Annotated in this window: 21 protein-coding genes; 7 read left to right on the forward strand and 14 right to left on the reverse strand. The window is 71.7% G+C overall.

Annotated elements, in window-relative coordinates; all coding sequences use genetic code 11:
• Nucleotides 1–279 precede the first annotated feature (279 nt).
• On the reverse strand, nucleotides 280–1,437 hold the full coding sequence (locus ACFY4A_RS22045; protein ID WP_390831076.1) for an acyl-CoA dehydrogenase: 1,158 nt from the start codon (nucleotides 1,435–1,437) through the stop codon (nucleotides 280–282).
• Nucleotides 1,438–1,608: 171 nt separating this feature from the next.
• Between ACFY4A_RS22045 and ACFY4A_RS22050 the strand changes: the two genes are divergently transcribed.
• The gene (locus tag ACFY4A_RS22050) at nucleotides 1,609–2,952 is read left to right on the forward strand and encodes a UDP-glucose dehydrogenase family protein (protein WP_390831077.1); all 1,344 of its coding nucleotides are present in this window, start codon (nucleotides 1,609–1,611) and stop codon (nucleotides 2,950–2,952) included.
• A gap of 118 nt (nucleotides 2,953–3,070) precedes the next feature.
• On the opposite strand, the gene ACFY4A_RS22055 is transcribed toward ACFY4A_RS22050, so the two are convergent.
• Nucleotides 3,071–3,577: a CGNR zinc finger domain-containing protein gene (locus ACFY4A_RS22055; protein WP_390831078.1), complete on the reverse strand. Its 507-nt coding sequence runs from the start codon at nucleotides 3,575–3,577 to the stop codon at nucleotides 3,071–3,073.
• A gap of 118 nt (nucleotides 3,578–3,695) precedes the next feature.
• Here ACFY4A_RS22055 and ACFY4A_RS22060 point away from each other — a divergent pair, with 118 nt between their 5' ends.
• The gene (locus tag ACFY4A_RS22060) at nucleotides 3,696–4,052 is read left to right on the forward strand and encodes a VOC family protein (protein WP_390831079.1); all 357 of its coding nucleotides are present in this window, start codon (nucleotides 3,696–3,698) and stop codon (nucleotides 4,050–4,052) included.
• Nucleotides 4,053–4,096: 44 nt separating this feature from the next.
• Here the strand turns inward: ACFY4A_RS22060 and ACFY4A_RS22065 are convergent, their stop codons facing one another.
• From ACFY4A_RS22065 to ACFY4A_RS22075, 3 genes are all read right to left on the reverse strand, one after another.
• Nucleotides 4,097–5,275 (reverse strand): dipeptidase, encoded by a 1,179-nt coding sequence (locus tag ACFY4A_RS22065; RefSeq protein WP_390831080.1) that lies wholly within the window; start codon nucleotides 5,273–5,275, stop codon nucleotides 4,097–4,099.
• A gap of 5 nt (nucleotides 5,276–5,280) precedes the next feature.
• Nucleotides 5,281–5,784: a 5-(carboxyamino)imidazole ribonucleotide mutase gene (gene purE / locus ACFY4A_RS22070; protein ID WP_390831175.1), complete on the reverse strand. Its 504-nt coding sequence runs from the start codon at nucleotides 5,782–5,784 to the stop codon at nucleotides 5,281–5,283.
• Nucleotides 5,785–5,861: 77 nt separating this feature from the next.
• The gene (locus tag ACFY4A_RS22075; protein ID WP_390831081.1) at nucleotides 5,862–7,001 is read right to left on the reverse strand and encodes a 5-(carboxyamino)imidazole ribonucleotide synthase; all 1,140 of its coding nucleotides are present in this window, start codon (nucleotides 6,999–7,001) and stop codon (nucleotides 5,862–5,864) included.
• A gap of 292 nt (nucleotides 7,002–7,293) precedes the next feature.
• Between ACFY4A_RS22075 and ACFY4A_RS22080 the strand changes: the two genes are divergently transcribed.
• Complete coding sequence (locus ACFY4A_RS22080; protein ID WP_390831176.1) at nucleotides 7,294–7,839, forward strand: GtrA family protein; 546 nt, start codon at nucleotides 7,294–7,296, stop codon at nucleotides 7,837–7,839.
• A 129-nt stretch (nucleotides 7,840–7,968) separates the two neighbouring features.
• Here the strand turns inward: ACFY4A_RS22080 and ACFY4A_RS22085 are convergent, their stop codons facing one another.
• Both ACFY4A_RS22085 and ACFY4A_RS22090 read right to left on the reverse strand, forming a co-directional pair.
• Nucleotides 7,969–9,240, reverse strand: a complete 1,272-nt coding sequence (locus ACFY4A_RS22085; protein WP_390831082.1) for an ATP-binding protein — start codon at nucleotides 9,238–9,240, stop codon at nucleotides 7,969–7,971.
• Nucleotides 9,241–9,270: 30 nt separating this feature from the next.
• Nucleotides 9,271–9,948 (reverse strand): response regulator transcription factor, encoded by a 678-nt coding sequence (locus tag ACFY4A_RS22090; protein WP_100571005.1) that lies wholly within the window; start codon nucleotides 9,946–9,948, stop codon nucleotides 9,271–9,273.
• Nucleotides 9,949–10,483: 535 nt separating this feature from the next.
• Between ACFY4A_RS22090 and ACFY4A_RS22095 the strand changes: the two genes are divergently transcribed.
• Nucleotides 10,484–12,022: a peptide MFS transporter gene (locus ACFY4A_RS22095; protein ID WP_390831083.1), complete on the forward strand. Its 1,539-nt coding sequence runs from the start codon at nucleotides 10,484–10,486 to the stop codon at nucleotides 12,020–12,022.
• Nucleotides 12,023–12,144: 122 nt separating this feature from the next.
• On the opposite strand, the gene ACFY4A_RS22100 is transcribed toward ACFY4A_RS22095, so the two are convergent.
• Nucleotides 12,145–12,693, reverse strand: coding sequence for an ATP-binding protein (locus tag ACFY4A_RS22100; RefSeq protein ID WP_390831084.1), 549 nt, complete (start codon nucleotides 12,691–12,693; stop codon nucleotides 12,145–12,147).
• Nucleotides 12,694–12,945: 252 nt separating this feature from the next.
• Nucleotides 12,946–13,323, reverse strand: a complete 378-nt coding sequence (locus ACFY4A_RS22105) for an STAS domain-containing protein (protein WP_100571008.1) — start codon at nucleotides 13,321–13,323, stop codon at nucleotides 12,946–12,948.
• A gap of 250 nt (nucleotides 13,324–13,573) precedes the next feature.
• Here ACFY4A_RS22105 and ACFY4A_RS22110 point away from each other — a divergent pair, with 250 nt between their 5' ends.
• Complete coding sequence (locus ACFY4A_RS22110) at nucleotides 13,574–14,497, forward strand: RNA polymerase sigma factor SigF (RefSeq protein ID WP_390831085.1); 924 nt, start codon at nucleotides 13,574–13,576, stop codon at nucleotides 14,495–14,497.
• A gap of 254 nt (nucleotides 14,498–14,751) precedes the next feature.
• Here ACFY4A_RS22110 and ACFY4A_RS22115 read toward each other — a convergent pair whose 3' ends face one another.
• Nucleotides 14,752–14,925 (reverse strand): hypothetical protein, encoded by a 174-nt coding sequence (locus ACFY4A_RS22115; RefSeq protein WP_390831086.1) that lies wholly within the window; start codon nucleotides 14,923–14,925, stop codon nucleotides 14,752–14,754.
• 253 nt (nucleotides 14,926–15,178) lie between these two features.
• On the opposite strand from ACFY4A_RS22115, the gene ACFY4A_RS22120 reads away from it, so the two are divergent.
• Complete coding sequence (locus tag ACFY4A_RS22120) at nucleotides 15,179–15,379, forward strand: hypothetical protein (protein WP_390831087.1); 201 nt, start codon at nucleotides 15,179–15,181, stop codon at nucleotides 15,377–15,379.
• Between the two features lie 41 nt (nucleotides 15,380–15,420).
• Here the strand turns inward: ACFY4A_RS22120 and hutI are convergent, their stop codons facing one another.
• The 4 genes from hutI to hutU form a co-directional block, all read right to left on the reverse strand.
• Nucleotides 15,421–16,593: an imidazolonepropionase gene (gene hutI, locus ACFY4A_RS22125; protein WP_390831088.1), complete on the reverse strand. Its 1,173-nt coding sequence runs from the start codon at nucleotides 16,591–16,593 to the stop codon at nucleotides 15,421–15,423.
• Nucleotides 16,594–16,619: 26 nt separating this feature from the next.
• Entirely contained in the window at nucleotides 16,620–18,008 is a 1,389-nt protein-coding gene (locus tag ACFY4A_RS22130; protein WP_390831089.1) for a formimidoylglutamate deiminase, read from the reverse strand.
• Nucleotides 18,005–19,207, reverse strand: coding sequence for an allantoate amidohydrolase (locus ACFY4A_RS22135; protein ID WP_390831177.1), 1,203 nt, complete (start codon nucleotides 19,205–19,207; stop codon nucleotides 18,005–18,007). Before ACFY4A_RS22135 ends, ACFY4A_RS22130 begins: the two co-directional genes overlap by 4 nt.
• 83 nt (nucleotides 19,208–19,290) lie before the next feature.
• Nucleotides 19,291–20,955 carry a urocanate hydratase gene (hutU, locus tag ACFY4A_RS22140; RefSeq protein ID WP_390831090.1) on the reverse strand — a complete coding sequence of 555 codons (1,665 nt, stop codon included), beginning with the start codon at nucleotides 20,953–20,955 and terminating at the stop codon, nucleotides 19,291–19,293.
• Between the two features lie 193 nt (nucleotides 20,956–21,148).
• On the opposite strand from hutU, the gene ACFY4A_RS22145 reads away from it, so the two are divergent.
• Nucleotides 21,149–22,534 carry a diaminopimelate decarboxylase gene (locus ACFY4A_RS22145; RefSeq protein WP_390831091.1) on the forward strand — a complete coding sequence of 462 codons (1,386 nt, stop codon included), beginning with the start codon at nucleotides 21,149–21,151 and terminating at the stop codon, nucleotides 22,532–22,534.
• Nucleotides 22,535–22,553: the final 19 nt, after the last annotated feature.

The raw sequence follows: 22,553 nt of genomic DNA on the forward strand, positions 1-22,553 counted from the left end.
GTACGCCCAGTACGAGGACTTCCGGTCGGCACACCGAGAGCACGCACCGGACGCCGCTCCTCAACGGGCAAACGTTGCCTGCCGGGGCACTAGTGCTGTGGCCGGGAAGGTTTGCCGGGAAGCTCGCGGCGCCCGGTGCCGGGGGCACCTCCTTCAGGCAGTGGGGGAGCATCGCAAGGCGGAGCGCCGCCCGCGTACTGGACGTACTCGGGTGATGCGACAACGCGGCGAGGTGCCGTACCGGGCGTCGCGAGCCGGTGAACCCTTCCGGTCACAGCGCTAGGGAAGGTTCCTTGCCATCACGATCCGCTGGACCTGGTTCGTGCCCTCGTAGATCTGCGTGATCTTGGCGTCGCGCATCATGCGCTCGACCGGGTAGTCGCGGGTGTAGCCGTAGCCGCCGAGGAGCTGGACGGCGTCCGTGGTGACCTCCATGGCGACGTCCGAGGCGAAGCACTTGGCGGCGGCGCCCTGGAAGGTGAGGTCCGGGTCGTTGCGCTCGGACTTGGCGGCGGCAGCGTAGGTGAGGTTGCGGGCGGCCTCGATCTTCATGGCCATGTCGGCGAGCATGAACTGGATGCCCTGGAAGTCGGCGATGGGCTTGCCGAACTGCTTGCGCTCCTTGACGTAGCCCTTGGCGTAGTCGAGGGCGCCCTGGGCGATGCCGAGGGCCTGGGCCGCGATGGTGATGCGGGTGTGGTCCAGGGTCTTCATCGCCGTGGCGAAGCCGGTGCCCTCGGCGCCGATCATGCGGTCGGCGGGGATCCGGACGTTGTCGAGGTAGACCTCGCGGGTCGGGGAGCCCTTGATGCCGAGCTTCTTCTCCGGGGCGCCGAAGGAGACCCCGGGGTCCGACTTCTCGACGACGAACGCCGAGATGCCCTTGCTGCGCTTGTCGGGGTCGGTGACGGCCATCACCGTGTAGAAGTCGGACACGCCCGCGTTGGTGATCCAGCGCTTGACGCCGTTGAGGACGTACGTGTCGCCCTCGCGGACCGCCTTGGTCTTCATGCCTGCCGCGTCGGAGCCCGCGTCCGGCTCGGACAGGCAGTACGAGAACATCGCGTTGCCCTTGGCGAGCGGGGCCAGGTACCTCTTCTTCAGGTCATCGGAGCCGGAGAGCACCACCGGCAGCGACCCCAGTTTGTTCACGGCCGGGATGAGGGAGGAGGACGCGCAGACGCGGGCCACCTCCTCGATCACGATGACCGTCGCGAGGGCGTCCGCGCCCGCGCCGCCGTACTCCTCGGGTACGTGCACGGCGTGCAGGTCGTTGGCGACCAGCGCCTCCAGGGCCTCCTGCGGGAAGCGGGCCTCCTCGTCCACCGCGGCGGCGTACGGCGCGATCTTCGCCTCGGCCAGCGAGCGGACGGCGTCGCGGAGCATGTCGTGCTCCTCGGACGGGCGGTACAGGTCGAAGTCAGCCGATCCGGCCAAGGTCTCTCACGCTCCAACGCTAATTACCGTTAAGTAACCCGAATTTTAGGCGGCCGCCCACGCCAGTGATACGTGAGCTTGGCGACAGCGGGGACATTGCCCGGCGAAGGCCCCGCGCATGCCCCCGATATGCTCGGGCACCGCATCACCGTCGTCTCTCCTGGAGCACCCATGAGCCTCAAGATCACCGTGATCGGCACCGGCTATCTCGGCGCGACGCACGCCGCGGCCATGGCCGAGCTCGGTTTCGAGGTGCTGGGTCTGGACGTCGTCCCCGAGAAGATCGAGATGCTCCGGCGGGGCGAGGTCCCGATGTACGAGCCCGGTCTGGAGGAACTGCTGCGCCGGCACGTGGCCGGGATCGAGGGCTCGACCGGACGGCTGCGCTTCACGACGGACTACGCGGAGGCGGCCGCGTTCGGGGACATCCACTTCGTCTGCGTGAACACCCCGCAGAAGCACGGCGAGTACGCCTGCGACATGAGTCACGTCGACTCCGCCGTCACCTCGCTCGCCCCGCACCTGACCGGTCCCGCGCTCGTCGTCGGCAAGTCGACCGTGCCCGTGGGGTCCGCCGACCGCCTGGCCCGTGCGATCGCCGAGCTCGCGCCCGCGGGCGCCGACGTGGAGCTGGCCTGGAACCCGGAGTTCCTGCGCGAGGGCTTCGCCGTACAGGACACGCTACGCCCGGACCGGATCGTGGTCGGCGTGCGCAGCGAGCGGGCGGAGAAGCTGCTGCGCGAGGTGTACGCCACGCCGATCGGCGAGGGTTCCCCGTTCGTGGTCACCGACTTCCCCACCGCGGAACTGGTGAAGACCTCCGCGAACTCCTTCCTGGCCACGAAGATCTCCTTCATCAACGCGATGGCCGAGGTCTGCGAGGCCGCCGGCGGCGATGTGGCCAAGCTGGCCGAGGCCATCGGGTACGACGACCGGATCGGCGGGAAGTTCCTGCGGGCCGGGATCGGCTTCGGCGGCGGCTGCCTGCCCAAGGACATCCGGGCCTTCATGGCGCGCGCGGGTGAGCTGGGCGCGGACCAGGCGCTGACCTTCCTGCGCGAGATCGACTCGATCAACATGCGCCAGCGCGGGCAGATGGTGGAGCTGGCCCGGCAGGCACTGGGCGGCGGGCCGTTCCTCGGCAAGCGGGTCGCGGTGCTCGGCGCCACCTTCAAGCCGGACTCGGACGACGTACGGGACTCCCCCGCGCTCAACGTCGCCGGGCAGATCCATCTTCAGGGCGGCCAGGTGACCGTCTACGACCCCAAGGGCATGGACAACGCCCGGCGGGTGTTCCCCACGCTCGGGTACGCCGGCTCCGCGCTCGAGGCCGTGCGGGGCGCGGACGTCGTCCTGCACCTGACCGAGTGGCGGGAGTTCCGCGAGCTGGACCCGGCCGGGCTGGGCGAGGTCGTGGCCGCCCGGGTGGTCCTCGACGGACGCAACGCGCTGGACCCGGAGCTGTGGCGGCGGGCCGGGTGGACGTACCGGGCGATGGGACGCCCGACCGCGTAAGTCCCCACAAGCCGGCAGACGTGTGACGCCGGTTCGGCCGAGGCTCAGTCGGCCGAACCGGCGTCTGCGGGCATTGTGCACCACCGGGGCACGGCCTGGGCGGCGAACTCCCCGTGGATCAGGTCTGCTTCGCCCGATAGCGGCGCATCTTCGCGCGCGCTCCGCACACTTGCATCGAGCACCAGCGGCCGCGTCCGGCCGGGCTGCGGTCGTAGTACGCCCAGTGGCACGTGACCGCCTCGCAGGCCTTCAGCCGGGTCCAGGTGCCCGCGACGAGGGCCCCGGCGACGGCGGCGGCGACCCGGGAGAGCAGGGGGCCGTCGTCGGCGGGGGCGAGCGTGGCGGAGCCGTCCCGGGCGTCGACGGCCACCAGCAGCGGCGCCCGCGCCAGCAGCTCGCCCAGCGGTGTCACCTCCCGGTGCGGCGGGTGACCGGCGTGGGCCAGCAGCGTCGCGCGCAGCGACTCGCGCAGTTCGCGCGCCTGCGGCAGTTCCGCCTCGGGGATCCCCAGACGCGCCCGGCCCTCAACCGTGTCGAGCGAGTCGGCTCCCGTCTCGATGTCCAGCGTGTTCACCAGGGCCTCGACCAGCGCCAGGCTCCCGGGCGCGGACGATCTCTCACTCATGTCAGCGACGGTACCTCGTGAATCCGGTTGCGCCGTTACCGGCAGTGTGTGAGCATGCGGTAACGGTTACTGGTTGCCCGCGCCAACGGGTAACACCGTCCCCGACTGGGAGGAAGTAATGGCTCTCGCCAAGCTGGGTGTCGTCGTCCTGGACTGTCCCGACCCGCGCGCCCTCGCCGGCTTCTACGCCGAGGTGCTCGGCGGGACCGTGGAGGGCGAGGGCGACTGGGTGGATCTGAAGGTGCCGGGCGGGTCGGCGCTGGCGTTCCAGAAGGCGCCGGGGTACGTGCCGCCGAAGTGGCCGGCCGCGGACGCCTCGCAGCAGCTCCACCTGGACCTGGTCGTGGAGGACCTGGACGCGGCGGAGAAGGGCGTGCTCGCGCTCGGCGCGAAGCCCTTGGCCGAGCAGGGCGGCAGCAGCTTCCGGGTCTACGCCGACCCCGCCGGGCACCCGTTCTGCCTATGCGCCTGCTGAGAGGCGTCCGTCATTCGCTGTAGCGGTCGTCGGAGTACGAGAACTCAGCCGTCCAGTTCGCCGATCGTCGCGTTGGACGGCGCCCGGGTGGCTCGCAGGTCACGGGCGACGTCCTCCGCCGCGCCCAGGACGCGTACCGCGTTCTGCCAGGTGAGTTTGGCCAGGTCGGTCCTGGACCAGCCGCGGCCCAGGAGTTCCGCGATCAGGTTCGGGTAGCCGGAGACGTCGTTCAGTCCGTCGGGGGTGAAGGCCGTGCCGTCGTAGTCGCCGCCGATGCCCAGGTGGTCGATGCCGGCGACCTCGCGCATGTGGTCGAGGTGGTCGGCCACCGTGGCGACCGTGGCGACCGGGCGCGGGTTCGCCTCCTCGAAGGCACGGTGGACCCTCATCGCCTCGGCGGTGGTGTCGAGGTGGTGGAAGCCGTGCGCGCGCATGTTCTCGTCGGCCGCGGACGTCCAGTCCACGGCCGCCTGGAGCACGAACTTCGGCACGAACGTCACCATCGCGATCCCGCCGTTGGCGGGCAGCCGCTCCAGCACGTCGTCCGGGATGTTGCGGGGGTGGTCGCACACGGCTCGCGCGGAGGAGTGCGAGAAGATCACCGGCGCGCTCGTGGTGTCGAGTGCGTCCCGCATGGTCGTCGCGGCCACGTGGGAGAGGTCGACCAGCATGCCGAGCCGGTTCATCTCCCGGACCACCTCGCGGCCGAAGGCCGACAGACCGCCCACGCCCGGCTCGTCCGTCGCCGAGTCCGCCCACGCCACGTTGTCGTTGTGGGTGAGCGTCATGTAGCGCACGCCGAGCGCGTAAAGACCGCGCAGCGTGCCGAGGGAGTCGGCGATGGAGTGGCCGCCCTCGGCGCCCATGAGGGAGGCGATACGGCCGTCCGCGCGCGCCGCTTCCATGTCGGCGGCGGTCAGAGCAGGGGCCAGGTCGGCCGGGTGGCGGTCGAGCAGCTGCCGTACGCAGTCGATCTGCTCCAGCGTCGCCGGCACCGGGTCGGGCAGATCCGCGCGGACGTAGACCGACCAGAACTGGGCACCGACGCCGCCCTCGCGCAGGCGCGGCAGGTCGGTGTGCAGGTGGTCGTTCTGGGGGGTGGCGATGTCGCGGGCGTCGAGGTCGTAGCGGACCTGCTCGCGCAGCGCCCAGGGCAGGTCGTTGTGGCCGTCGACGACGGGGAACTCGCGCAGCAGGGCCCGGGCTTCGTTGAGCGAGGACATCGGCGTCACTTCCCCGTGCCGAAGCCGAAGCCGCCGGAGTTCTCGACCTTGGCGCGCAGCCGCTTGCCCTTCTCGGTGGCCTGGTCGTTCAGCTCCTGCTGGAACTCCCGCATCCGGGCGAGCAGGTCCTCGTCGTGCGCGGCGAGGATCCGGGCGGCGAGCAGACCCGCGTTGCGGGCGCCGCCGACGGACACCGTCGCCACCGGGACCCCGGCCGGCATCTGCACAATCGACAGCAGGGAGTCCATGCCATCCAGGTACTTCAGCGGGACGGGCACGCCGATCACCGGCAGCGGGGTGACGGAGGCGAGCATGCCGGGCAGGTGGGCGGCCCCGCCCGCACCCGCGATGATCGCCTTCAGTCCGCGGTCCGCCGCCCGCTCGCCGTACGCGATCATCTCGCGCGGCATGCGGTGCGCGGAGACGACGTCGACCTCGTAGGAGATCTCGAACTCGTCCAGCGCCTCGGCGGCGGCCTCCATGACGGGCCAGTCGGAGTCCGACCCCATGACGATGCCCACCAGAGGGAAGGGGCGCGTGTCAGCACTCGTTGAGGGGTGGCGGTCGGGTGACGGGTGGGCGGGGCTCATTCGGTGATGGTGCCTCTCAGGTAGCCGGCTGCGTGACGGGCGCGTTCCAGCACGTCGTCCAGGTCGTCGCCGTAGGTGTTGACGTGGCCGACCTTGCGGCCGGGCTTCACGTCCTTGCCGTACATGTGGATCTTGAGCTGGGGGTCGCGGGCCATGCAGTGCAGGTACGCGGAGTACATGTCGGGGTAGTCGCCGCCGAGGACGTTCACCATGACGGTCCACCGGGCGCGGGGGCGGGGGTCGCCGAGCGGCAGGTCGAGGACCGCGCGGACGTGGTTGGCGAACTGGGAGGTGATCGCGCCGTCCATCGACCAGTGGCCGGAGTTGTGCGGGCGCATCGCCAGCTCGTTGACGAGGATGCGGCCGTCGCGGGTCTGGAACAGCTCGACGGCGAGGTGACCGACGACACCGAGTTCCTTGGCGACCGTCAGCGCGAGCTGCTCGGCCTGGAGGGCGAGGCTCTCGTCGAGGTCGGGGGCCGGGGCTATCACGGTGTCGCAGACGCCGTTCACCTGCTGCGACTCCACGACCGGGTAGGCCACGGCCTGACCGTGCGGGGAGCGTACGACGTTGGCGGCCAGCTCCCGGACGAAGTCGACCTTCTCCTCGGCGAGGACGGGCACGCCGGCGCGGAAGGGCTCGGCGGCCTCCTCGGCGGAGTCGACCACCCACACACCCTTGCCGTCGTAACCGCCGCGGACGGTCTTGAGGACCACGGGAAAACCGTCGCCCTCGGCCGCGAACGCGGCCACGTCCTTCGGGTCGGCCACGATCCGGTGCCGGGGGCACGGCACGCCGATCGCGTCGAGCTTCGCGCGCATCACGCCCTTGTCCTGGGCGTGCACGAGCGCGTCGGGGCCGGGGCGTACGGGGATGCCGTCCGCCTCCAGGGCCCGCAGGTGCTCGGTGGGGACGTGCTCGTGATCGAAGGTGATCACGTCGCAGCCCCGCGCGAACGCGCGCAGCGTGTCCAGGTCGCGGTAGTCGCCGATGACGACGTCGCTCACCACCTGCGCCGCGGAGTCCTGGGGAGTGTCACTGAGGAGCTTGAACCTGATGCCCAACGGGATGCCCGCCTCGTGTGTCATACGAGCGAGCTGGCCACCGCCGACCATGCCGATTACCGGGAACGTCACGCTCCTAGGGTATCGGCCGCCGCGGCGCACCCCGCTTCCGCGCCCGCCGGGGCCGTACCGGCGCCCGCGCCCACCCACGCTGAGAGTCACCCGCCGCACTGACGTACGCGTCCGACCGTACCGGCGTCCCCGTCGGCGCTCTTACCAGTCGCTTCGACGGCTCTTTCCCGCCTTTTCCCGGACTCTTTCCGACCTGTTCCCGAGCTGATGCCTCGTCCACAGGCGCGGGCGTGGAGCGCTGGTTAGCATGGCCGGGTTGACTGAACCGACCGAGACGGGGGCCTGCACGACCATGGAACATGGTTCCTCGGGGCTTCGACCGGCGCCCCCGGCGCCCCGCGGCGCGCTACGCAGGCGCGTGGACCAGCTGTGGCGCGAGGTCGTCAAGTTCGGCGCGGTGGGGGGAGCGGGGCTGCTGGTCAACCTGCTCGTGTTCAACCTGGTGCGGCACGTGACCGGACTTCAGGTGGTGCGGGCGAGTGTCATCGCGACCGTCGTCGCGATCGTCTTCAACTACATCGGCTTCCGCTACTTCACGTACCGGGACCGCGACAAGAGCGGGCGCACCCGGGAACTGACACTGTTCCTGCTGTTCAGCGTGGTCGGCCTGGTGATCGAGAACGGCGTGCTGTACCTGGCGACGTACGGCTTCGGCTGGGACAGCCCGCTGCAGAGCAACGTCTTCAAGTTCCTCGGCATCGGCATCGCGACCCTGTTCCGCTTCTGGTCGTACCGCACCTGGGTCTTCCGTGCCCTGCCGGCCCGGCAGACCGTGGCGGGCGCGGAGTCCTTCCTCCAGACCGAGTCGAAGAAGCCGCGGCCCGAGGTCTTCCGCTAGGGTCCCGCCGACCGACGACAGCGCGGCTGGGTGTGTCCCCTGTTCGAAGAGCCTGGGGGAGCGGCACCAGACCCCGCGAGCGGGCATGATCCAGACGGAAGGTCCTGGGTCCCGTCCTGCCGGCGGCGGTCAGCGCACCGTCGGGTGGTCCTCCGACTGCTTCTTCGGCGGTGGGGTGCGGGACAGGAACAGGCCGAAGACGGGCGGCTGGGCCTGGAGCAGTTCCAGGCGGCCGCCGTCGGCCTCGGCGAGGTCGCGGGCGACGGCGAGCCCGATGCCCGTCGAGTTGCGGCCGCTGATGGTGCGCTCGAAGATACGGGCGCCCAGGTCGGCGGGGACGCCGGAGCCCTCGTCGGTGACCTCCACGACGGCCTGGTTGCCGGTCACGCGGGTGCGCAGCGCCACCGTGCCGCCGCCGTGCATGAGGGAGTTCTCGATCAGCGCGGCCAGCACCTGCGCGACGGCGCCCGGCGTGCCCACGGCCTGGAGGTGCCGCTTGCCGGAGCTGACGATCGCCCGGCCGGCGCTGCGGTAGGCGGGGCGCCACTCGGCGATCTGCTGCTGGATGACCTCGTCGAGGTCGAAGGAGACGGCGGAGCCGGTACGGGGGTCGCGGGAGTTGGTCAGCAGGCGGTCCACCACGTCGGTCAGCCGCTCGACCTGGGCGAGCGCGACGTTGGCCTCCTCCTTCACCGTGTCCGGGTCGTCGGTGAGGGTGATCTCCTCCAGCCGCATGGACAGCGCGGTCAGCGGCGTACGCAGCTGGTGGGAGGCGTCGGCGGCGAGCCGCCGCTCGGCGGTCAGCATGCGGGCGATGCGCTCGGCCGATCCGTCGAGCACGTCCGCGACCCGGTCCAGCTCCGGGACGCCGTAGCGCTTGTGGCGGGGGCGCGGGTCGCCGGATCCGAGGCGTTCGGCGGTCTCCGCGAGGTCGGTCAGCGGGGAGGCGAGCCGGTTGGCCTGGCGGACCGCGAGCAGCACCGCGGCGACCACCGCGAGCAGCGCCACCAGGCCGATGATCAGCAGCGTGCGGCCGACCTCGCGGGTCACCGAGGAGCGGGGCTCCTCCACCCGGACGGTCTCGCCCTGCTCTCCCGTGGCCGTGGAGTGGATCACGTCACCGGACGGTTTGGCACCGACCTGGATGGGCCGCTGTCCGGGGATGCCGACCACGGCGTACTGGCCGTCGGCCACCTGGTTGCGCAGGACGTCCGCGTTGACCGTCGCCGCGCCGAGCAGCCTGCTGTCGACGATGCTGGCCAGCCGCAGCGCCTCGGAGTCGACCCGCTCCTGGGCGCTGGTGCTGATGGTGCGGGTCTCGACGATCACCAGGGACACGCCGAAGACGGCGATCACGACGAGCACCACGGCGAGCGTGGACTGGATCAGTCGGCGGCGCATGTCCTCCTACCAAAGCGCGGGCGGCGTCTCTCAGCTCTTCTCGAAGCGGAAGCCCACGCCACGCACGGTCGCGATGTACCGGGGGTTCGCCGCGTCGTCGCCGAGCTTCTTGCGCAGCCAGGAGATGTGCATGTCGAGGGTCTTGGTGGACGACCACCAGGTGGTGTCCCAGACCTCGCGCATCAGCTGGTCGCGGGTGACGACCCGGCCCGCGTCCCGGACGAGCACCCGGAGCAGGTCGAACTCCTTGGCGGTGAGCTGCAGCTCCTCGTCGCCCATCCACGCGCGGTGGGACTCGACGTCGATGCGCACGCCGTGCGTGGCGGGCGGCTGCTGCGGCTCGGCGGCGCCGCGCCGCAGCAGGGCCCGGACGCGGGCGAGCAGTTCGGCGAGCCGGAAGGGCTTGGTGACGTAGTCGTCGGCGCCCGCGTCGAGACCGACGACGGTGTCCACCTCGTCGGCGCGCGCGGTCAGGATCAGGATGGGCACCGTGTGGCCGTCGGAGCGCAGCCGGCGGGCGACCTCCAGGCCGTCCATGCCGGGCAGCCCGAGGTCCAGCACGACCAGGTCGACACCGCCCTGCATTCCGGCGTCGAGCGCGGCGGGTCCGTCCTCACGCACCTCGACCTCGTAACCTTCCCGGCGCAGTGCGCGGGCCAGCGGCTCCGAGATGGACGCGTCGTCCTCGGCGAGCAGTACACGGGTCATGAGCCGATGGTAGTCCGCCTGTGCCGCCCGCTGGGGTGGTCCTGCGGTGTGATCGACGCGCGCGGTTCTTACCTTGCGGCCGGTCGGGTGCCATCCGTGCGGCCCCGTGACACGGTCCGGTCGGCGCTGGACGCGATCCTTTGAGGCCTCGGTAATAGACCTTCGAAAGCGGGGCAGGGTTCCCCATCGACCTGTGATCCGTGTCTCAACTCCTTCCATATCCGGCAGTGTCCTGCCGTATGGTGGATCGAACGTCTGATGCACACAGGGGACCTTTGGCGATCGTCTTGACGCTGAAGGTCTCTTTTGTGGGCGGGTCGGCCCCGGCCGGCCCGGGAAGAATGACCTAGGGCCGGGCCTCGTACGCGCGTCGACGCGGGCAGAGGTGTGGATCCCGGTGGCCGTCGTCCGCCGCTTCGCGATCCGGAGCGGGCTCCCCCTGGGCGTGGGGTGGACCTCAGGCCTGCCGGTGCCGGCTACCCCCACCGGGCGCGTACCCGCCGAGGCGGCGCGTCCCGACCAGCAAGGAACGACCATGGCGTCCAGCCTGACGAAGGACTCGGCCCATCCGGGCACCCCCGGTTCCGAGAAGACCTTCTTCGGCCACCCCCGCGGCCTGGCCACCCTCTTCATGACCGAGATGTGGGAGCGCTTCAGCTTCTACGGCATGCGGGCCCTACTCGTCGTATACCTGCTCTCCGGCGGTCCCGACGCCAAGAAGGGGAGCATGGGCGGTGGGCTCGGCATGGATCTGGCCACCACCACCGCGATCTACTCCGTCTATCTGTCGATGGTGTACCTGCTCGCCATGCCCGGCGGGTGGCTGGGCGACCGCGTCTGGGGCCCCCGCAAGACGGTGGCGATCGCCGCGATCACGATCATGGCGGGCCACGCGGTCCTGGCGCTGCCCGGCGGCCAGGCGCCCTTCTTCGCCGGTCTCGCGCTGGTCGCGCTCGGCTCCGGCCTGCTGAAGGCCAACATCTCCACCATGGTCGGCCACCTCTACAACGGCCCGGACGACCCGCGCCGCGACGGTGGCTTCACGATCTTCTACATGGGCATCAACATGGGTGCCTTCTTCGCGCCACTGATCATCGGCACCGTCGGTCAGCAGGTCAGCTGGCACCTCGGCTTCGGCCTCGCCGCCGTGGGCATGGCGATCGGCCTCGCGGCCTTCCTCATCGGCACCCGGAACCTGAGCCCGCAGAGCAACACCGTGCCCAAGCCGCTGGACGCCGCCGAGCGTGCCTCCTGGCTGCGCAAGGGCCTGACCTGGCTCGCCGTCGGCGCCGTCTTCTACGGCATCGTCGGCTTCACCGGCCACTTCACCCTGAACTGGGCGATGATCCCGCTCACCGTCATCGGTCTGGTCATCCCGGCCGGCGTCCTGCTGCGCATCAAGCGCGACAAGGAGCTGTCGTCCGTCGAGCAGTCCAAGATGACCGGCTACATCTGGTTCTTCGTCGCGGCCGCCGCCTTCTGGATGATCTACGACCAGGGCGGTTCCACGGTCCAGGCGTTCGGTGAGACCAAGACCTCCTCCTCGCTGCTGGGCTTCGACTTCCCGTCCTCCTGGTACCAGTCGCTGAACCCGGTGTTCATCATGGCCCTGGCCCCGGTCTTCGCCTGGTTCTGGCTGTGGCTGAACCGCAAGGGCAAGGAGCCGAGCACCGTCGCGAAGTTCTCGGCCGCCCTGTTCTTCATCGGCGTCTCGTTCTTCTTCTTCCTGCTGCCGCTGGGCATGGCCAACGGTGACACCCTGGTCAGCCCGATGTGGCTGGTGGGCATCTACCTGATCCAGACCGTCGGCGAGCTGTGCCTCTCCCCGGTCGGCCTGTCGGTGACGACCAAGATGGCGCCGGCCAAGTACGCCAGCCAGATGATGGGTGTGTGGTTCCTCGCGGTCACCGCGGGCGACTCCATCACCGGCCTGCTGTCCAACCCCGCCGTGGCCGGGGTCGACCTCAGCGGCACGGGAGCGGTCGCGCTGGAGGCGGTCCTCGCCGCCCTCGCCGGTGTCGCGGTCTACATGTACCGCCGGAAGGTGAAGTCCCTGATGGGCGACGTCCACTGACGTCACCCCTACGGTCACCGAAAGGGCCGCCCCTCTTGGGGCGGCCCTTTCGCGTTGCGGTCTTCGTGTTGCGGTCCTCGTGCCGCGGTCGCCGTCGGGCCTTGCCGAGCGGCTCCCCCGGTTCAGGCGGGTGCCCCCAGCTCGGCCCACACTCTCTTGCCGGTGACGCCGGGGGCGCGGACGACTCCCCAGTCCAGGCACAGCCGCTGGACGATGAACATGCCGTGGCCGCCGGGGCGGCCGGCGCGGTGCGGGGTGCGCGGAGCGGGCTGGCCGGTGCCGCGGTCGGAGACCTCGATGCGGATCACCTTGTTGTCACAGGTGATCTCCAGCTGATCGGGGCCCTCGGCGTGCAGACAGGCGTTGGTGACCAGTTCGGAGACGACCAGGAGCACGTCCTCGGCGGCGGCCCGCTGGTCGGCGGTCGCGGCGGGCAGCCAGCCCCACGCGTACAGCGCCTGGCGGGCGAAGTCGCGGGCGAGCGGCACGACGCCGCTCTCGCCGTCGAAGCTCAGCCTGCGGATCTGGCGACTCCCGGACGGGGCCGCCGGCACGGCCGTCGCACCCCTTGTGGGTACCGCGCCCGTCGGCGCGTCCCCCTCGGACGCCCCGGAAGCGCCGCTGGGCTCCGGGCCGCGGTCGCCCGGCGAGTAAGGCCGGGTGGTGCTCATCAGCGCTTCACCTCACCGATTCACCAGTTCACGATTCAAAAGTCACCAGTCACTTCACACGCACACGGTCGGTACGTCCGTACACATGCCGAACCCCGGTCGCCGACTCCCGCGAGGGCGGCCGATCGTCTCAGGATGTCTCCTGCCCGACCGATCGGGGGGAACACCCCCGTTTTCGGCCCGCCGTGCGGGCGCCCGGCGTACGCCGGGCGCGGAACACGGAAGGGGCACGTCGACGAGCCCGAGGCCGGCTCAGCCGGCCTCGTCGGCCAGGGCGTCCTCCAGGGAGTCGTGCACGGTGAAGACCGCATCCGCCCCTGTGATCTCGAACACACGGGCCACTACCGGCAACATCCCGGCCAGATGCACACCCCCTCCGGCCGCCTCTGCCTTCAGCCGCGCGCCCAGCAGCACGTTCAGCCCCGTGGAGTCGCAGAACTCCAGGCGTGAACAGTCCACCACCAGGCGCGAGCGCCCCTTGTCGAGGCACTCCTCGAGCGGTTCGCGCAGCAGGTCGGCCGTGTGGTGATCGAGCTCACCCGCCGGCGTCACGACGGCACTGGAGCCCTCCTGCCGCACCTCCACCAGAAGCCGGCCCGACTGTGCGCTGCCGACCGTCCCGCGGTCCATGCCGTCTCTCTCTCCCGGGGTCTTGGCTGCTGACTGACGCCCTCGAACACTACGCCTTCCCTCACCGCTCCGACAGCCGACAACCGCACACAACCGGACATACCTCCACATAAGGAACTTGCGGCGGTGTTGGGAAAGCGGGTAGGGCTAGTAGAGACCCGCACCCGACACGGCCGGCTTTGGAGGCGCCGCACACCGCAGTGCACGTATTGGCTTCGGCAGCCGTATGCCGAGAACGATGGAGGACATCATGTCACCCCGGCTCGACGCATCGCATACCCAGATGGCGACGTCGGCACCCCCCACGGAGCACCTGGATCCCATCGCGTTCCACGACGTACGCGCCGAGCGGGCCGATCAGGCCGACGCACTGGCCGGACTTCCGGACATTCCCCCGTACGACGAAGTGGCCCCCGACGACGCCCGGGCCCTGTCCAAGGCCCTCTTCGAGCGGTTGGAGTCCCTCGAGGAAGGCACCCACGCCTACTCGTACGTCCGCAACACGCTCGTCGAGCTCAACCTCGCGCTCGTCAAGTTCGCCGCCTCCCGCTTCCGCTCCCGCAGCGAGCCGATGGAGGACATCATCCAGGTCGGCACCATCGGCCTGATCAAGGCGATCGACCGGTTCGAACTGTCGCGGGGCGTGGAGTTCCCGACGTTCGCGATGCCCACCATCATCGGAGAGATCAAGCGCTTCTTCCGCGACACCTCGTGGTCCGTGCGCGTCCCGCGCCGGCTCCAGGAACTGCGCCTGGACCTCGCCAAGGCCGGTGACGAACTGGCCCAGCGGCTCGACCGCGCCCCGACGGTCACGGAACTCGCAGAGCATCTCGGTCTGTCCAACGACGAGGTGGTGGAAGGCATGGCCGCCTCGAACGCCTACACCGCGTCGTCGCTGGACGCCCAGCCCGAGGAGGACGACTCCGAGGGCGCCCTCGCGGACCGCATCGGCTACGAGGACCACGGGCTGGAAGGCATCGAGTACGTCGAGGCGCTGAAGCCGCTGATCGCCCAGCTGCCCTCCCGTGACCGGAAGATCCTGTCCCTGCGGTTCGTGGCCAACATGACCCAGTCCGAGATCGGCGAGGAACTCGGCATCTCGCAGATGCACGTGTCCCGGCTGCTCTCCCGCACGCTGGGGCAACTGCGCAAGGGCCTGACACTCGAGGAGTGACGGGGTGACGGGGACGCTTCCGTCCGGTGCCGTCGGTGGTGCCGGGCGGACAGCGCCCCCAGTGCCTGCGCGACCACCCGCGCACCGCGGTGGCCGAGGGCCTGCTGCCCCGGGGCGGCGCCGCCTACGTCGCACACCGGCCGGCCGATCCGCTTCCGGCAGCCCGGGCGCGGGCCACAGGCCGCCCTCCCGCCGCTACGCACTGGCGTCGGCGGCGCTCGGCGTGGCCCTCGCGCCGCTGCCGCTGTTCCTGGTCACTCGAACGACGGCACACCGCACCAGCGGGCGGCGGGCGCGGTGACCGTGCCCACGCCGCCGGTGCGGGTCACGGTGACGGCCACGGTGTCGGCGACCCCGCCGGCACCCTCTCCGTCCGCGACCTCCCGGCCGCCCTCCCGGCACCCCTCCCCGAGCCGACGCCGCGCCACTCCCGGGCGGCGCGCCCGAAGCCGCCGCCCAGCCCGTCGCCCGCGCCCGTGCATCCGCCGGGCGCGGCCCACGCGCAGGTGGTGAACGCCGCCTCGGGCCGCTGCCTGGACGTGGCCGGCGACTTCGACATCGGCACGGACGTCGTCACCGCCCCGTGCGGGTCCGCCTCCACCCGGCGCTGGCGGCTCGACGCCCACCGTCAGGTGCTCCAGTCGGCGGCGGACCCCGATTTCTGCCTACAGCCGCGGTTCCGTGGACAACGGCGTCGGCATCTGGAGGTGCTCGTCGGTCGACGGCAGGAACGGCCGCAACCTGCGTTTCACCGTCGACCCGGACGGCGTGATCCGCCCCGCCATCGCCGGCGGGACCGCCCTCACCCCGCACCCGGACGGCTGTCTCTCCCTCGACCCGCGCGGCGGAAAGTGCGGCGCAGAAGTGGCGGGCAGCACCTGACCGGACTCGGCCGAAAACCCAGGCGGCCGGTCAGGCGCTGGTCAGACCTCGCGTACGCCGCGCCGCCAGACCTGGGTCACCAACGGGACGCCCGGCCGGTAGGCCAGGTGGACGTGGCTGGGCGCGTCCAGAACGGCGAGGTCGGCGCGGGCGCCCGCGGACAGACGGCCGATGTCGCCGCGGCGCAGGGCCTTCGCACCGCCCGCGGTCGCCGCCCAGACCGCCTCGCCCGGGGTCATGCCCATGTCCCGTACGGCGAGCGCGATGCAGAAGGGCACCGAGGAGGTGAAGGACGAGCCCGGGTTGCAGTCGGTGGACAGGGCGACCGTGACGCCCGCGTCGAGGAGGCGGCGGGCGTCGGGCCACTGGGCGCGGGTGGAGAACTCGGCGCCGGGCAGGAGCGTGGCGACCGTGTTCCCGTTCGCCAGCGCGTCCACGTCCGCGTCGGTCAGGTGGGTGCAGTGGTCGGCGCTGGCCGCGTCGAGCTCGACGGCGAGCTGGATGCCGGGGCCGTGGGAGAGCTGGTTGGCGTGGATGCGCGGGAGCAGTCCCTTGGCCTTGCCCGCGGTGAGGATCGCCCGGGCCTGGTCGCCGTCGAAGGCGCCCTTCTCGCAGAAGACGTCGATCCAGCGGGCGTGCGGGGCGCAGGCGTCCAGCATCTCCCCGGTGACCAGGGCGACGTACGCCGCCGGGTCCTCGGCGTAGTCCGGGGAGACGATGTGGGCGCCGAGGTAGGTGACCTCGTCGGTGTGCGCGGCGGCGATGCGCAGGGCGCGGGCCTCGTCGGCGACGGTGAGGCCGTAGCCGGACTTGGTCTCGAACGTGGTCGTGCCCTGGCGCAGGGCCTCGGCGAGGTAGTGGGTGAGGTTGGCCTCCAGCTCCGCGTCGGTGGCGGCGCGGGTGGCGGCGACCGTGGTGCGGATGCCGCCCGCGCTGTAGGCCCGGCCGGACATGCGGGCGTTGAACTCCTCGGTGCGGTCGCCCGCGAAGACCAGGTGGGAGTGGGAGTCGACGAAGCCGGGGATCACCGCCCGGCCGCCGGCGTCGACCCGGTTGTCAGTGGCGGGTGCTTTGCTGGATTCACCGGTCCACGCGACGCGGTCGCCGTCGATGACGACGGCCGCGTCCCGGACCAGTCCGAGGGGGGAGCCGTCACCGAGGGAGGGGTCGTTGGTGACCAGTGTGGCGATGTTGGTGATGACGGTGCTGCTCATGGTGTCCTCAAGGGTGACGGGGGGATTCAGCCGCGCAGTGCTTCGACGGCACCTGCCAGCGCCGACGGCACATCCGGTACGAGGGTGTGGGCGCCGTCCCGCACGATGTGCCGACCGCCCACGACCGTATGGCGTACGTCCGCCGCAGTCGCGGCGAATACGGCCGTCTCGGCGCCGAGCCTGGGCAGCGTCCCCGCTGTCCTGACCGAGTCCAGCGCGATCGTCGTGAAGTCGGCGAGGGCGCCGGGGGTGAGGCTGCCTGCTTCGGGCCAGCCGAGGGCGGCGTGACCGTCGGCGGTGGCGGCCCGCAGCAGGGCCGCGGCCGTCCAGTGGCCGCGGGTGCGGGTGCGCAGCCGTTCGTCCAGTTCCATCGCGCGGGCCTCTTCGAGCAGGTCGACGACGGCGTGGCTGTCGGAGCCGAGGGAGAGCGGGGAGCCGGCGCGCTGGAGGGCGACGGCCGGTCCGATGCCGTCGGCCAGGTCCCGCTCGGTGGTCGGGCACATGCAGGTGCCGGTGCCGGATCCGCCGAGCAGGGCGATGTCCTCTTCGGTCAGGTGGGTGTTGTGCACGCCGGTCGTGCGCGGGCCGAGGACGCCGTGGTCGGCCAGCAGCCGGGCCGGGGTGCACCCGTGGGCGGCTTGGCAGGCGTCGTTCTCGGCGGTCTGCTCCGACAGGTGCACATGGAGCGGGGCCCGCCGCTCCTCGGCCCACCGCGCCACCGTCGCCAGTTCCCGCGCGGGCACGGCCCGTACGGAGTGCACGGCGGCACCGATCCGCGCGTGATCGTGTTCCTTGAGAACTGAACAGCGTTCGGCCCAGGCCTCGGCCGTCCCGTCGGAGAAGCGGAGCTGGTGGGTGTCGGGCGGCTGACCGAATCCGGAGGACAGGTAGCAGGTGTCGAGGAGGGTGATGCGAATACCGGCTTCGGCGGCGGCCTCGATCAGGGCCTCGCCCATCGCGTTCGGGTCGGCGTACCGGGCGCCTCCCGGGGCGTGGTGGACGTAGTGGAACTCGCCGGCGGCGGTGATGCCGGCCAGCGCCATCTCGGCGTACACCGCGCGGGCCAGCGCGTGGTACGTCTCGGGGGTGAGCCGGTCGGCGGTGGCGTACATGACCTCGCGCCAGGTCCAGAACGTCCCGGAGCCGACCTGAACGGTGCCGCGCAGGGCCCGGTGGAAGGCGTGGCTGTGCGCGTTGGCCAGGCCCGGGGTCGTGAGGCCCCGAAGCACCTCGGCTCCCGGCGGCGGGACGGGCACGCCGGTGCGGACGGCCGCGATGCGACCGTCGCGCACGTCGAGCGCCACGCCCGGCTCGATGGGGGTCCCCCCTGCTCGAGCGCCGTCGAGAGCTTGGGGGAGGGTGCCGAGCCAGGCCTGCTCCAGCCAGTACGTCCGCGTCTGCTCGGTGGGGGTCACGTGCAGGCCAGCCCTTCCAGTACGTCGGCGAGCGCGCGCACCCCGGCCACGCAGTCGTCCTCGGCCGCGAACTCGGCCGGGGAGTGCGAGACACCGGTGGGGTTGCGCACGAACAGCATGGCGGTCGGGACGCTCCCGGACAGGATTCCGGCGTCGTGTCCGGCGCCCGTGCCGAGGACGGGCACCCTCAGGTCGGTGTCCGTGCCCAGGAGACGGGCGAGTTCGTCGCGCAGCGCGTGGTCGAACTCGACGACGGGCGTGAAGGACTCGCGGACCACGTCCAGGTCGACGCCGTGCGCGGCGGCGTACTCGCGGGCCGCCTTCTCGACGCCGGTGACCACGGTGTCCAGGCTCGCCTGGTCGGCGGCGCGGGAGTCGAGCCAGCCGCGCACTAGGGACGGGATCGCGTTGACGCCGTTCGGCTCGACGGCGATCTTGCCGAAGGTGGCGACGGCACCGGCGAGCGCGGCCTCGCGGCGGGCGGCGAGCACGGTCTCGGCGTACGGCAGCATCGGGTCGCGCCGGTCGACGAGCCGGGTGGTGCCCGCGTGGTTGGCCTCGCCCCGGAAGTCGAACCGCCACCGCCCGTGCGGCCAGATGGCGCTGGCCACACCGACGGCGTCGCCGGTGAGGTCGAGGGCGCGCCCCTGCTCGACGTGCAGTTCGACGAAGGCGCCGATGCGTGCGAGTCGCTCCGGGTCCGGCCCGATGACGTCGGGGTCGTACCCGGCGGCCTCCATGGCCCTGGGCAGCGTGACACCGTCGGCGTCGGTGAGCCGGTGCGCCTGCTCGGCGGTGAGCTGACCGGCCGTCAGCCGGGACCCGGTACAGGCCAGCCCGAACCGGGCGCCCTCCTCGTCACCGAAGTTGACGACGGCCAGCGGCTTGGTGAACCGCGCGTTCCTGCCGCGCAGTTCGTCGACGGCGGCGAAGGAGGACACGACGCCCAGGGGCCCGTCGAAGGCCCCGCCGTCGGGCACGGAGTCGAGGTGCGACCCGGTGACCACGGCGTCCCCGGTCGTGGGATCCCCGAGCCAGGCCCACTGGTTGCCGTTGCGGTCGACCTCGTAGGCCAGCCCGCGGTCCTCGGCCTGCTGCCGGAACCAGGCCCGGCACTCGGCGTCGGCCGCGGTCCAGGCGAAGCGCCGGTAACCGCCGGACTCGGGGTGGCGCCCGATGGGGCGCAGCTCCCGCCACATCGTGTGGAAGGAGTCACCCTTGGCCGGCGACGGGGTCCGCGTCCCGGCCGGACGGCTCTCGCTCGGGTCAGCCGGACGCCGCGTCACGCCTGGTCACCCTCGCGCATGGGCACCCGCACTCCGCGTTCGCCGGCCACCGACTCCGCGATGTCGTACCCGGCGTCCACGTGCCGGATCACGCCCATGCCGGGGTCGTTGGTGAGCACCCGACGGATCTTCTCCCCGGCGAGCTTCGTACCGTCGGCCACCGTCACCTGTCCGGCGTGGATGGACCGCCCCATGCCGACGCCGCCACCGTGGTGGATCGACACCCAGGACGCGCCCGACGCCACGTTCACCATCGCGTTCAGCAGCGGCCAGTCGGCGATCGCGTCGGAGCCGTCGAGCATGGCCTCGGTCTCCCGGTACGGGGAGGCGACGGAGCCGCAGTCGAGGTGGTCGCGGCCGATCACGATCGGCGCCTGGAGCTCACCGCTCGCGACCATGTCGTTGAACCGCTCGCCCGCCTTGTCGCGCTCGCCGTAGCCGAGCCAGCAGATGCGCGCGGGCAGGCCCTGGAAGTGGACGCGCTCGCCGGCCATCTTGATCCAGCGCGCCAAGGACTCGTTCTCGGGGAACAGCTCCAGGATCGCCTTGTCGGTCTTGGCGATGTCGGACGCCTCACCCGACAGCGCGGCCCAGCGGAACGGGCCCTTGCCCTCGCAGAACAGCGGCCGGATGTAGGCGGGGACGAACCCGGGGAAGGCGAACGCCCGCTCGTACCCGGCGAGTTGTGCCTCGCCGCGGATCGAGTTGCCGTAGTCGAAGACCTCGGCGCCGGCGTCCATGAAGCCGACCATGGCCTCGACGTGCCGGGCCATGGACTCGCGGGCCCGGGTGGTGAAGCCGGCCGGGTCCTTGGCGGCGGCGTCGGCCATGTCTTCGAAGTCGACGCCCAGCGGCAGGTAGGACAGCGGGTCGTGGGCGGAGGTCTGGTCGGTGACGATGTCGATGGGCGCGCCCATCGCGAGCAGCTGCGGGACGAGCTCGGCGGCGTTGCCGAGGACGCCGATGGACAGGGCCTTGCGCTGGTCGCGCGCCTCCACGGCCAGCTGGAGGGCGTGCTCCAGGGAGTCGGCCTTCACATCGAGGTAGCGGTGCTCGATGCGCCGCTCGATGGCGCGCGGGTCGCAGTCGATGCAGATGGCCACGCCGTCGTTCATGGTGACGGCGAGCGGCTGGGCGCCGCCCATGCCGCCGAGGCCGGCGGTCAGGGTGATCGTCCCGGCGAGCGTGCCGCCGAACTTCTTCGCGGCGACGGCGGCGAAGGTCTCGTAGGTGCCCTGGAGGATGCCCTGGGTGCCGATGTAGATCCAGGACCCGGCGGTCATCTGGCCGTACATGGTCAGGCCGAGGGCCTCCAGGCGGCGGAACTCCTCCCAGTTGGCCCAGTCGCCGACGAGGTTGGAGTTGGCCAGAAGCACCCGCGGGGCCCACTCGTGGGTCTGCATGACGCCGACCGGGCGGCCGGACTGGACGAGCATGGTCTCGTCGGCCTTGAGGGTCCTCAGCGTGCGGACCATGGCGTCGAAGGAGCGCCAGTCGCGGGCCGCCTTGCCGGTGCCGCCGTAGACGACGAGCTTGTCGGGGTGCTCGGCGACCTCGGGGTCGAGGTTGTTCTGGAGCATCCGCAGGGCGGCTTCCTGCTGCCATCCCAGGGCGCTCAGTTCCGTACCGCGCGGCGCTCGTACGGGGCGGGGTCCTGACATGGTCTGCCTCCTGGTGGGTGCTCCCGGTGGATTGTTACTGCGACTATTCACATCCTGGCGTGATGAATAGAGCTAGTCAATACATGTGCGCGGGCCGGCACGCGCGACCGGCGGATGTTTGGCCGGCTCCAGGTCAGGAAGGCAGGACCTGGAGGCACACCGACGGGACCGGGGGCGCGGCATGGACGAGGGCATGGACCAGAACCACGGCGACAAGGCCGGCGAGGCGGACCGCGAGCGGTCCGTGCGGCGGGACGAGGCGGTGCGGGCCGCGGTGACCCAGGGGCTGCTCGGCCCCGACTCCCCCATCGTGGGCCTGCTCGACGTCACCGGCATCCGGGAGTCCGCGGCGACGCTCCGGGCGGCGTTCGACGCGGTGCTGGTGCCGGGAACTCCGGTACTGCACGCCTTCGCGGTCAAGGCGACCCCGCTCGTGCCCGTCCTGCGGCTTCTGTACGAGGAGGGCATCGGCGCCGAGGTGGCGAGCCCGGGGGAACTGGCGCTGGCGCGGGCGGCCGGGGTGCCGCCCGCCCGCACCGTGCTGGACTCACCCGCCAAGACGCCGGCCGAACTGCGCGAGGCGCTGGAACTGGGCATCGCCGTCAACGCGGACAACCCGCAGGAGCTGGCCCGCATCGACGCCCTCGTGGGCTCCGCCGCCCCTCGCTCACCGCTCGGGATACGGGTGAATCCGCAGGTCGGCGGCGGCGCCATCGAGGCGCTGTCGACGGCCACGGCGACCTCGAAGTTCGGGGTGGCGCTGCGCGACGAGGGCGCCCGCGAGTGGGTCGTACGGGCGTATCTGGACCGTCCGTGGCTGACCCGGCTGCACGCCCACACCGGGTCCCAGGGCATCCCGCTCTCCCTGATGGCGCAGGGCGTGGCCCGGACGTACGAGCTCGCCGAGGAGATCAACGCGCGCGCGGGGCGGCGGCAGATCGACACCCTCGACATCGGCGGCGGGCTGCCGGTGAACTTCGGCTCCGAGGCGACCGCGCCGACGTACGCGCAGTACGCGCGGCTGCTGCGCGAGGTGGTGCCGGGGCTGTGTGAGGGGCGGTACGGGCTGGTGACCGAGTTCGGGCGGTCGCTGCTGGCCAAGCAGGGCACGATGGTGGCCCGGGTGGAGTACACCAAGAGCGCCGGGGGGCGGCCGGTCGCCGTGACCCACGCGGGCGTGCAGGTGGCCACGCGCACGGTCTACGTGCCGGAGGCCTGGCCGCTGCGCCTGGCCGCGTACGACGCGAAGGGGCGGCCCAAGCCGGGACCCGAGGTGGTGCAGGACGTGGCCGGGCCCGCCTGCTTCGCGGGCGACCTGCTCGCCGAGGCCCGCGCGCTCGCCCCGCTCGAACCGGGCGACCACGTGGCGGCACTGGACACCGGGGCCTACTACTTCGCCCACCACTACGCCTACAACTCCCTGCCCCGGCCCGGGGTTTACGGCTTCGCCCCGGACGGCTCGGGCGGTGTCGCCTTCGCGGTCGTGCGCGAGCCGCAGCCGGTCGAGGAGATCGTGACCGAGGCAGGAGGGGCGCACGCGTCGGCACTCACCACCCTGCGCGCACCCGAGCAAACTTGAGGAACGCCGAAGACCGTGA

The organism is Streptomyces sp. NPDC001292 (genome assembly GCF_042896465.1).
In the GTDB taxonomy this organism is placed as follows: Bacteria; Actinomycetota; Actinomycetes; order Streptomycetales; family Streptomycetaceae; genus Streptomyces.

Bases quoted from the DNA above. Each gene is read 5' to 3' on its own strand.
- ACFY4A_RS22050 (WP_390831077.1), top strand. From the start codon at position 1,609: ATGAGCCTCAAGATCACCGTGATCGGCACCGGCTATCTCGGCGCGACG.
- purE (WP_390831175.1), bottom strand. From the start codon at position 5,784: ATGGGGTCGGACTCCGACTGGCCCGTCATGGAGGCCGCCGCCGAGGCG.
- ACFY4A_RS22095 (WP_390831083.1), top strand. From the start codon at position 10,484: ATGGCGTCCAGCCTGACGAAGGACTCGGCCCATCCGGGCACCCCCGGT.
- ACFY4A_RS22060 (WP_390831079.1), top strand. From the start codon at position 3,696: ATGGCTCTCGCCAAGCTGGGTGTCGTCGTCCTGGACTGTCCCGACCCG.
- ACFY4A_RS22085 (WP_390831082.1), bottom strand. From the start codon at position 9,240: ATGCGCCGCCGACTGATCCAGTCCACGCTCGCCGTGGTGCTCGTCGTG.
- ACFY4A_RS22090 (WP_100571005.1), bottom strand. From the start codon at position 9,948: ATGACCCGTGTACTGCTCGCCGAGGACGACGCGTCCATCTCGGAGCCG.
- ACFY4A_RS22065 (WP_390831080.1), bottom strand. From the start codon at position 5,275: ATGTCCTCGCTCAACGAAGCCCGGGCCCTGCTGCGCGAGTTCCCCGTC.
- ACFY4A_RS22135 (WP_390831177.1), bottom strand. From the start codon at position 19,207: ATGTGGCGGGAGCTGCGCCCCATCGGGCGCCACCCCGAGTCCGGCGGT.
- ACFY4A_RS22080 (WP_390831176.1), top strand. From the start codon at position 7,294: ATGGAACATGGTTCCTCGGGGCTTCGACCGGCGCCCCCGGCGCCCCGC.
- ACFY4A_RS22145 (WP_390831091.1), top strand. From the start codon at position 21,149: ATGGACCAGAACCACGGCGACAAGGCCGGCGAGGCGGACCGCGAGCGG.
- hutU (WP_390831090.1), bottom strand. From the start codon at position 20,955: ATGTCAGGACCCCGCCCCGTACGAGCGCCGCGCGGTACGGAACTGAGC.
- hutI (WP_390831088.1), bottom strand. From the start codon at position 16,593: ATGAGCAGCACCGTCATCACCAACATCGCCACACTGGTCACCAACGAC.
- ACFY4A_RS22105 (WP_100571008.1), bottom strand. From the start codon at position 13,323: ATGGACCGCGGGACGGTCGGCAGCGCACAGTCGGGCCGGCTTCTGGTG.
- ACFY4A_RS22055 (WP_390831078.1), bottom strand. From the start codon at position 3,577: ATGAGTGAGAGATCGTCCGCGCCCGGGAGCCTGGCGCTGGTCGAGGCC.
- ACFY4A_RS22110 (WP_390831085.1), top strand. From the start codon at position 13,574: ATGTCACCCCGGCTCGACGCATCGCATACCCAGATGGCGACGTCGGCA.
- ACFY4A_RS22100 (WP_390831084.1), bottom strand. From the start codon at position 12,693: ATGAGCACCACCCGGCCTTACTCGCCGGGCGACCGCGGCCCGGAGCCC.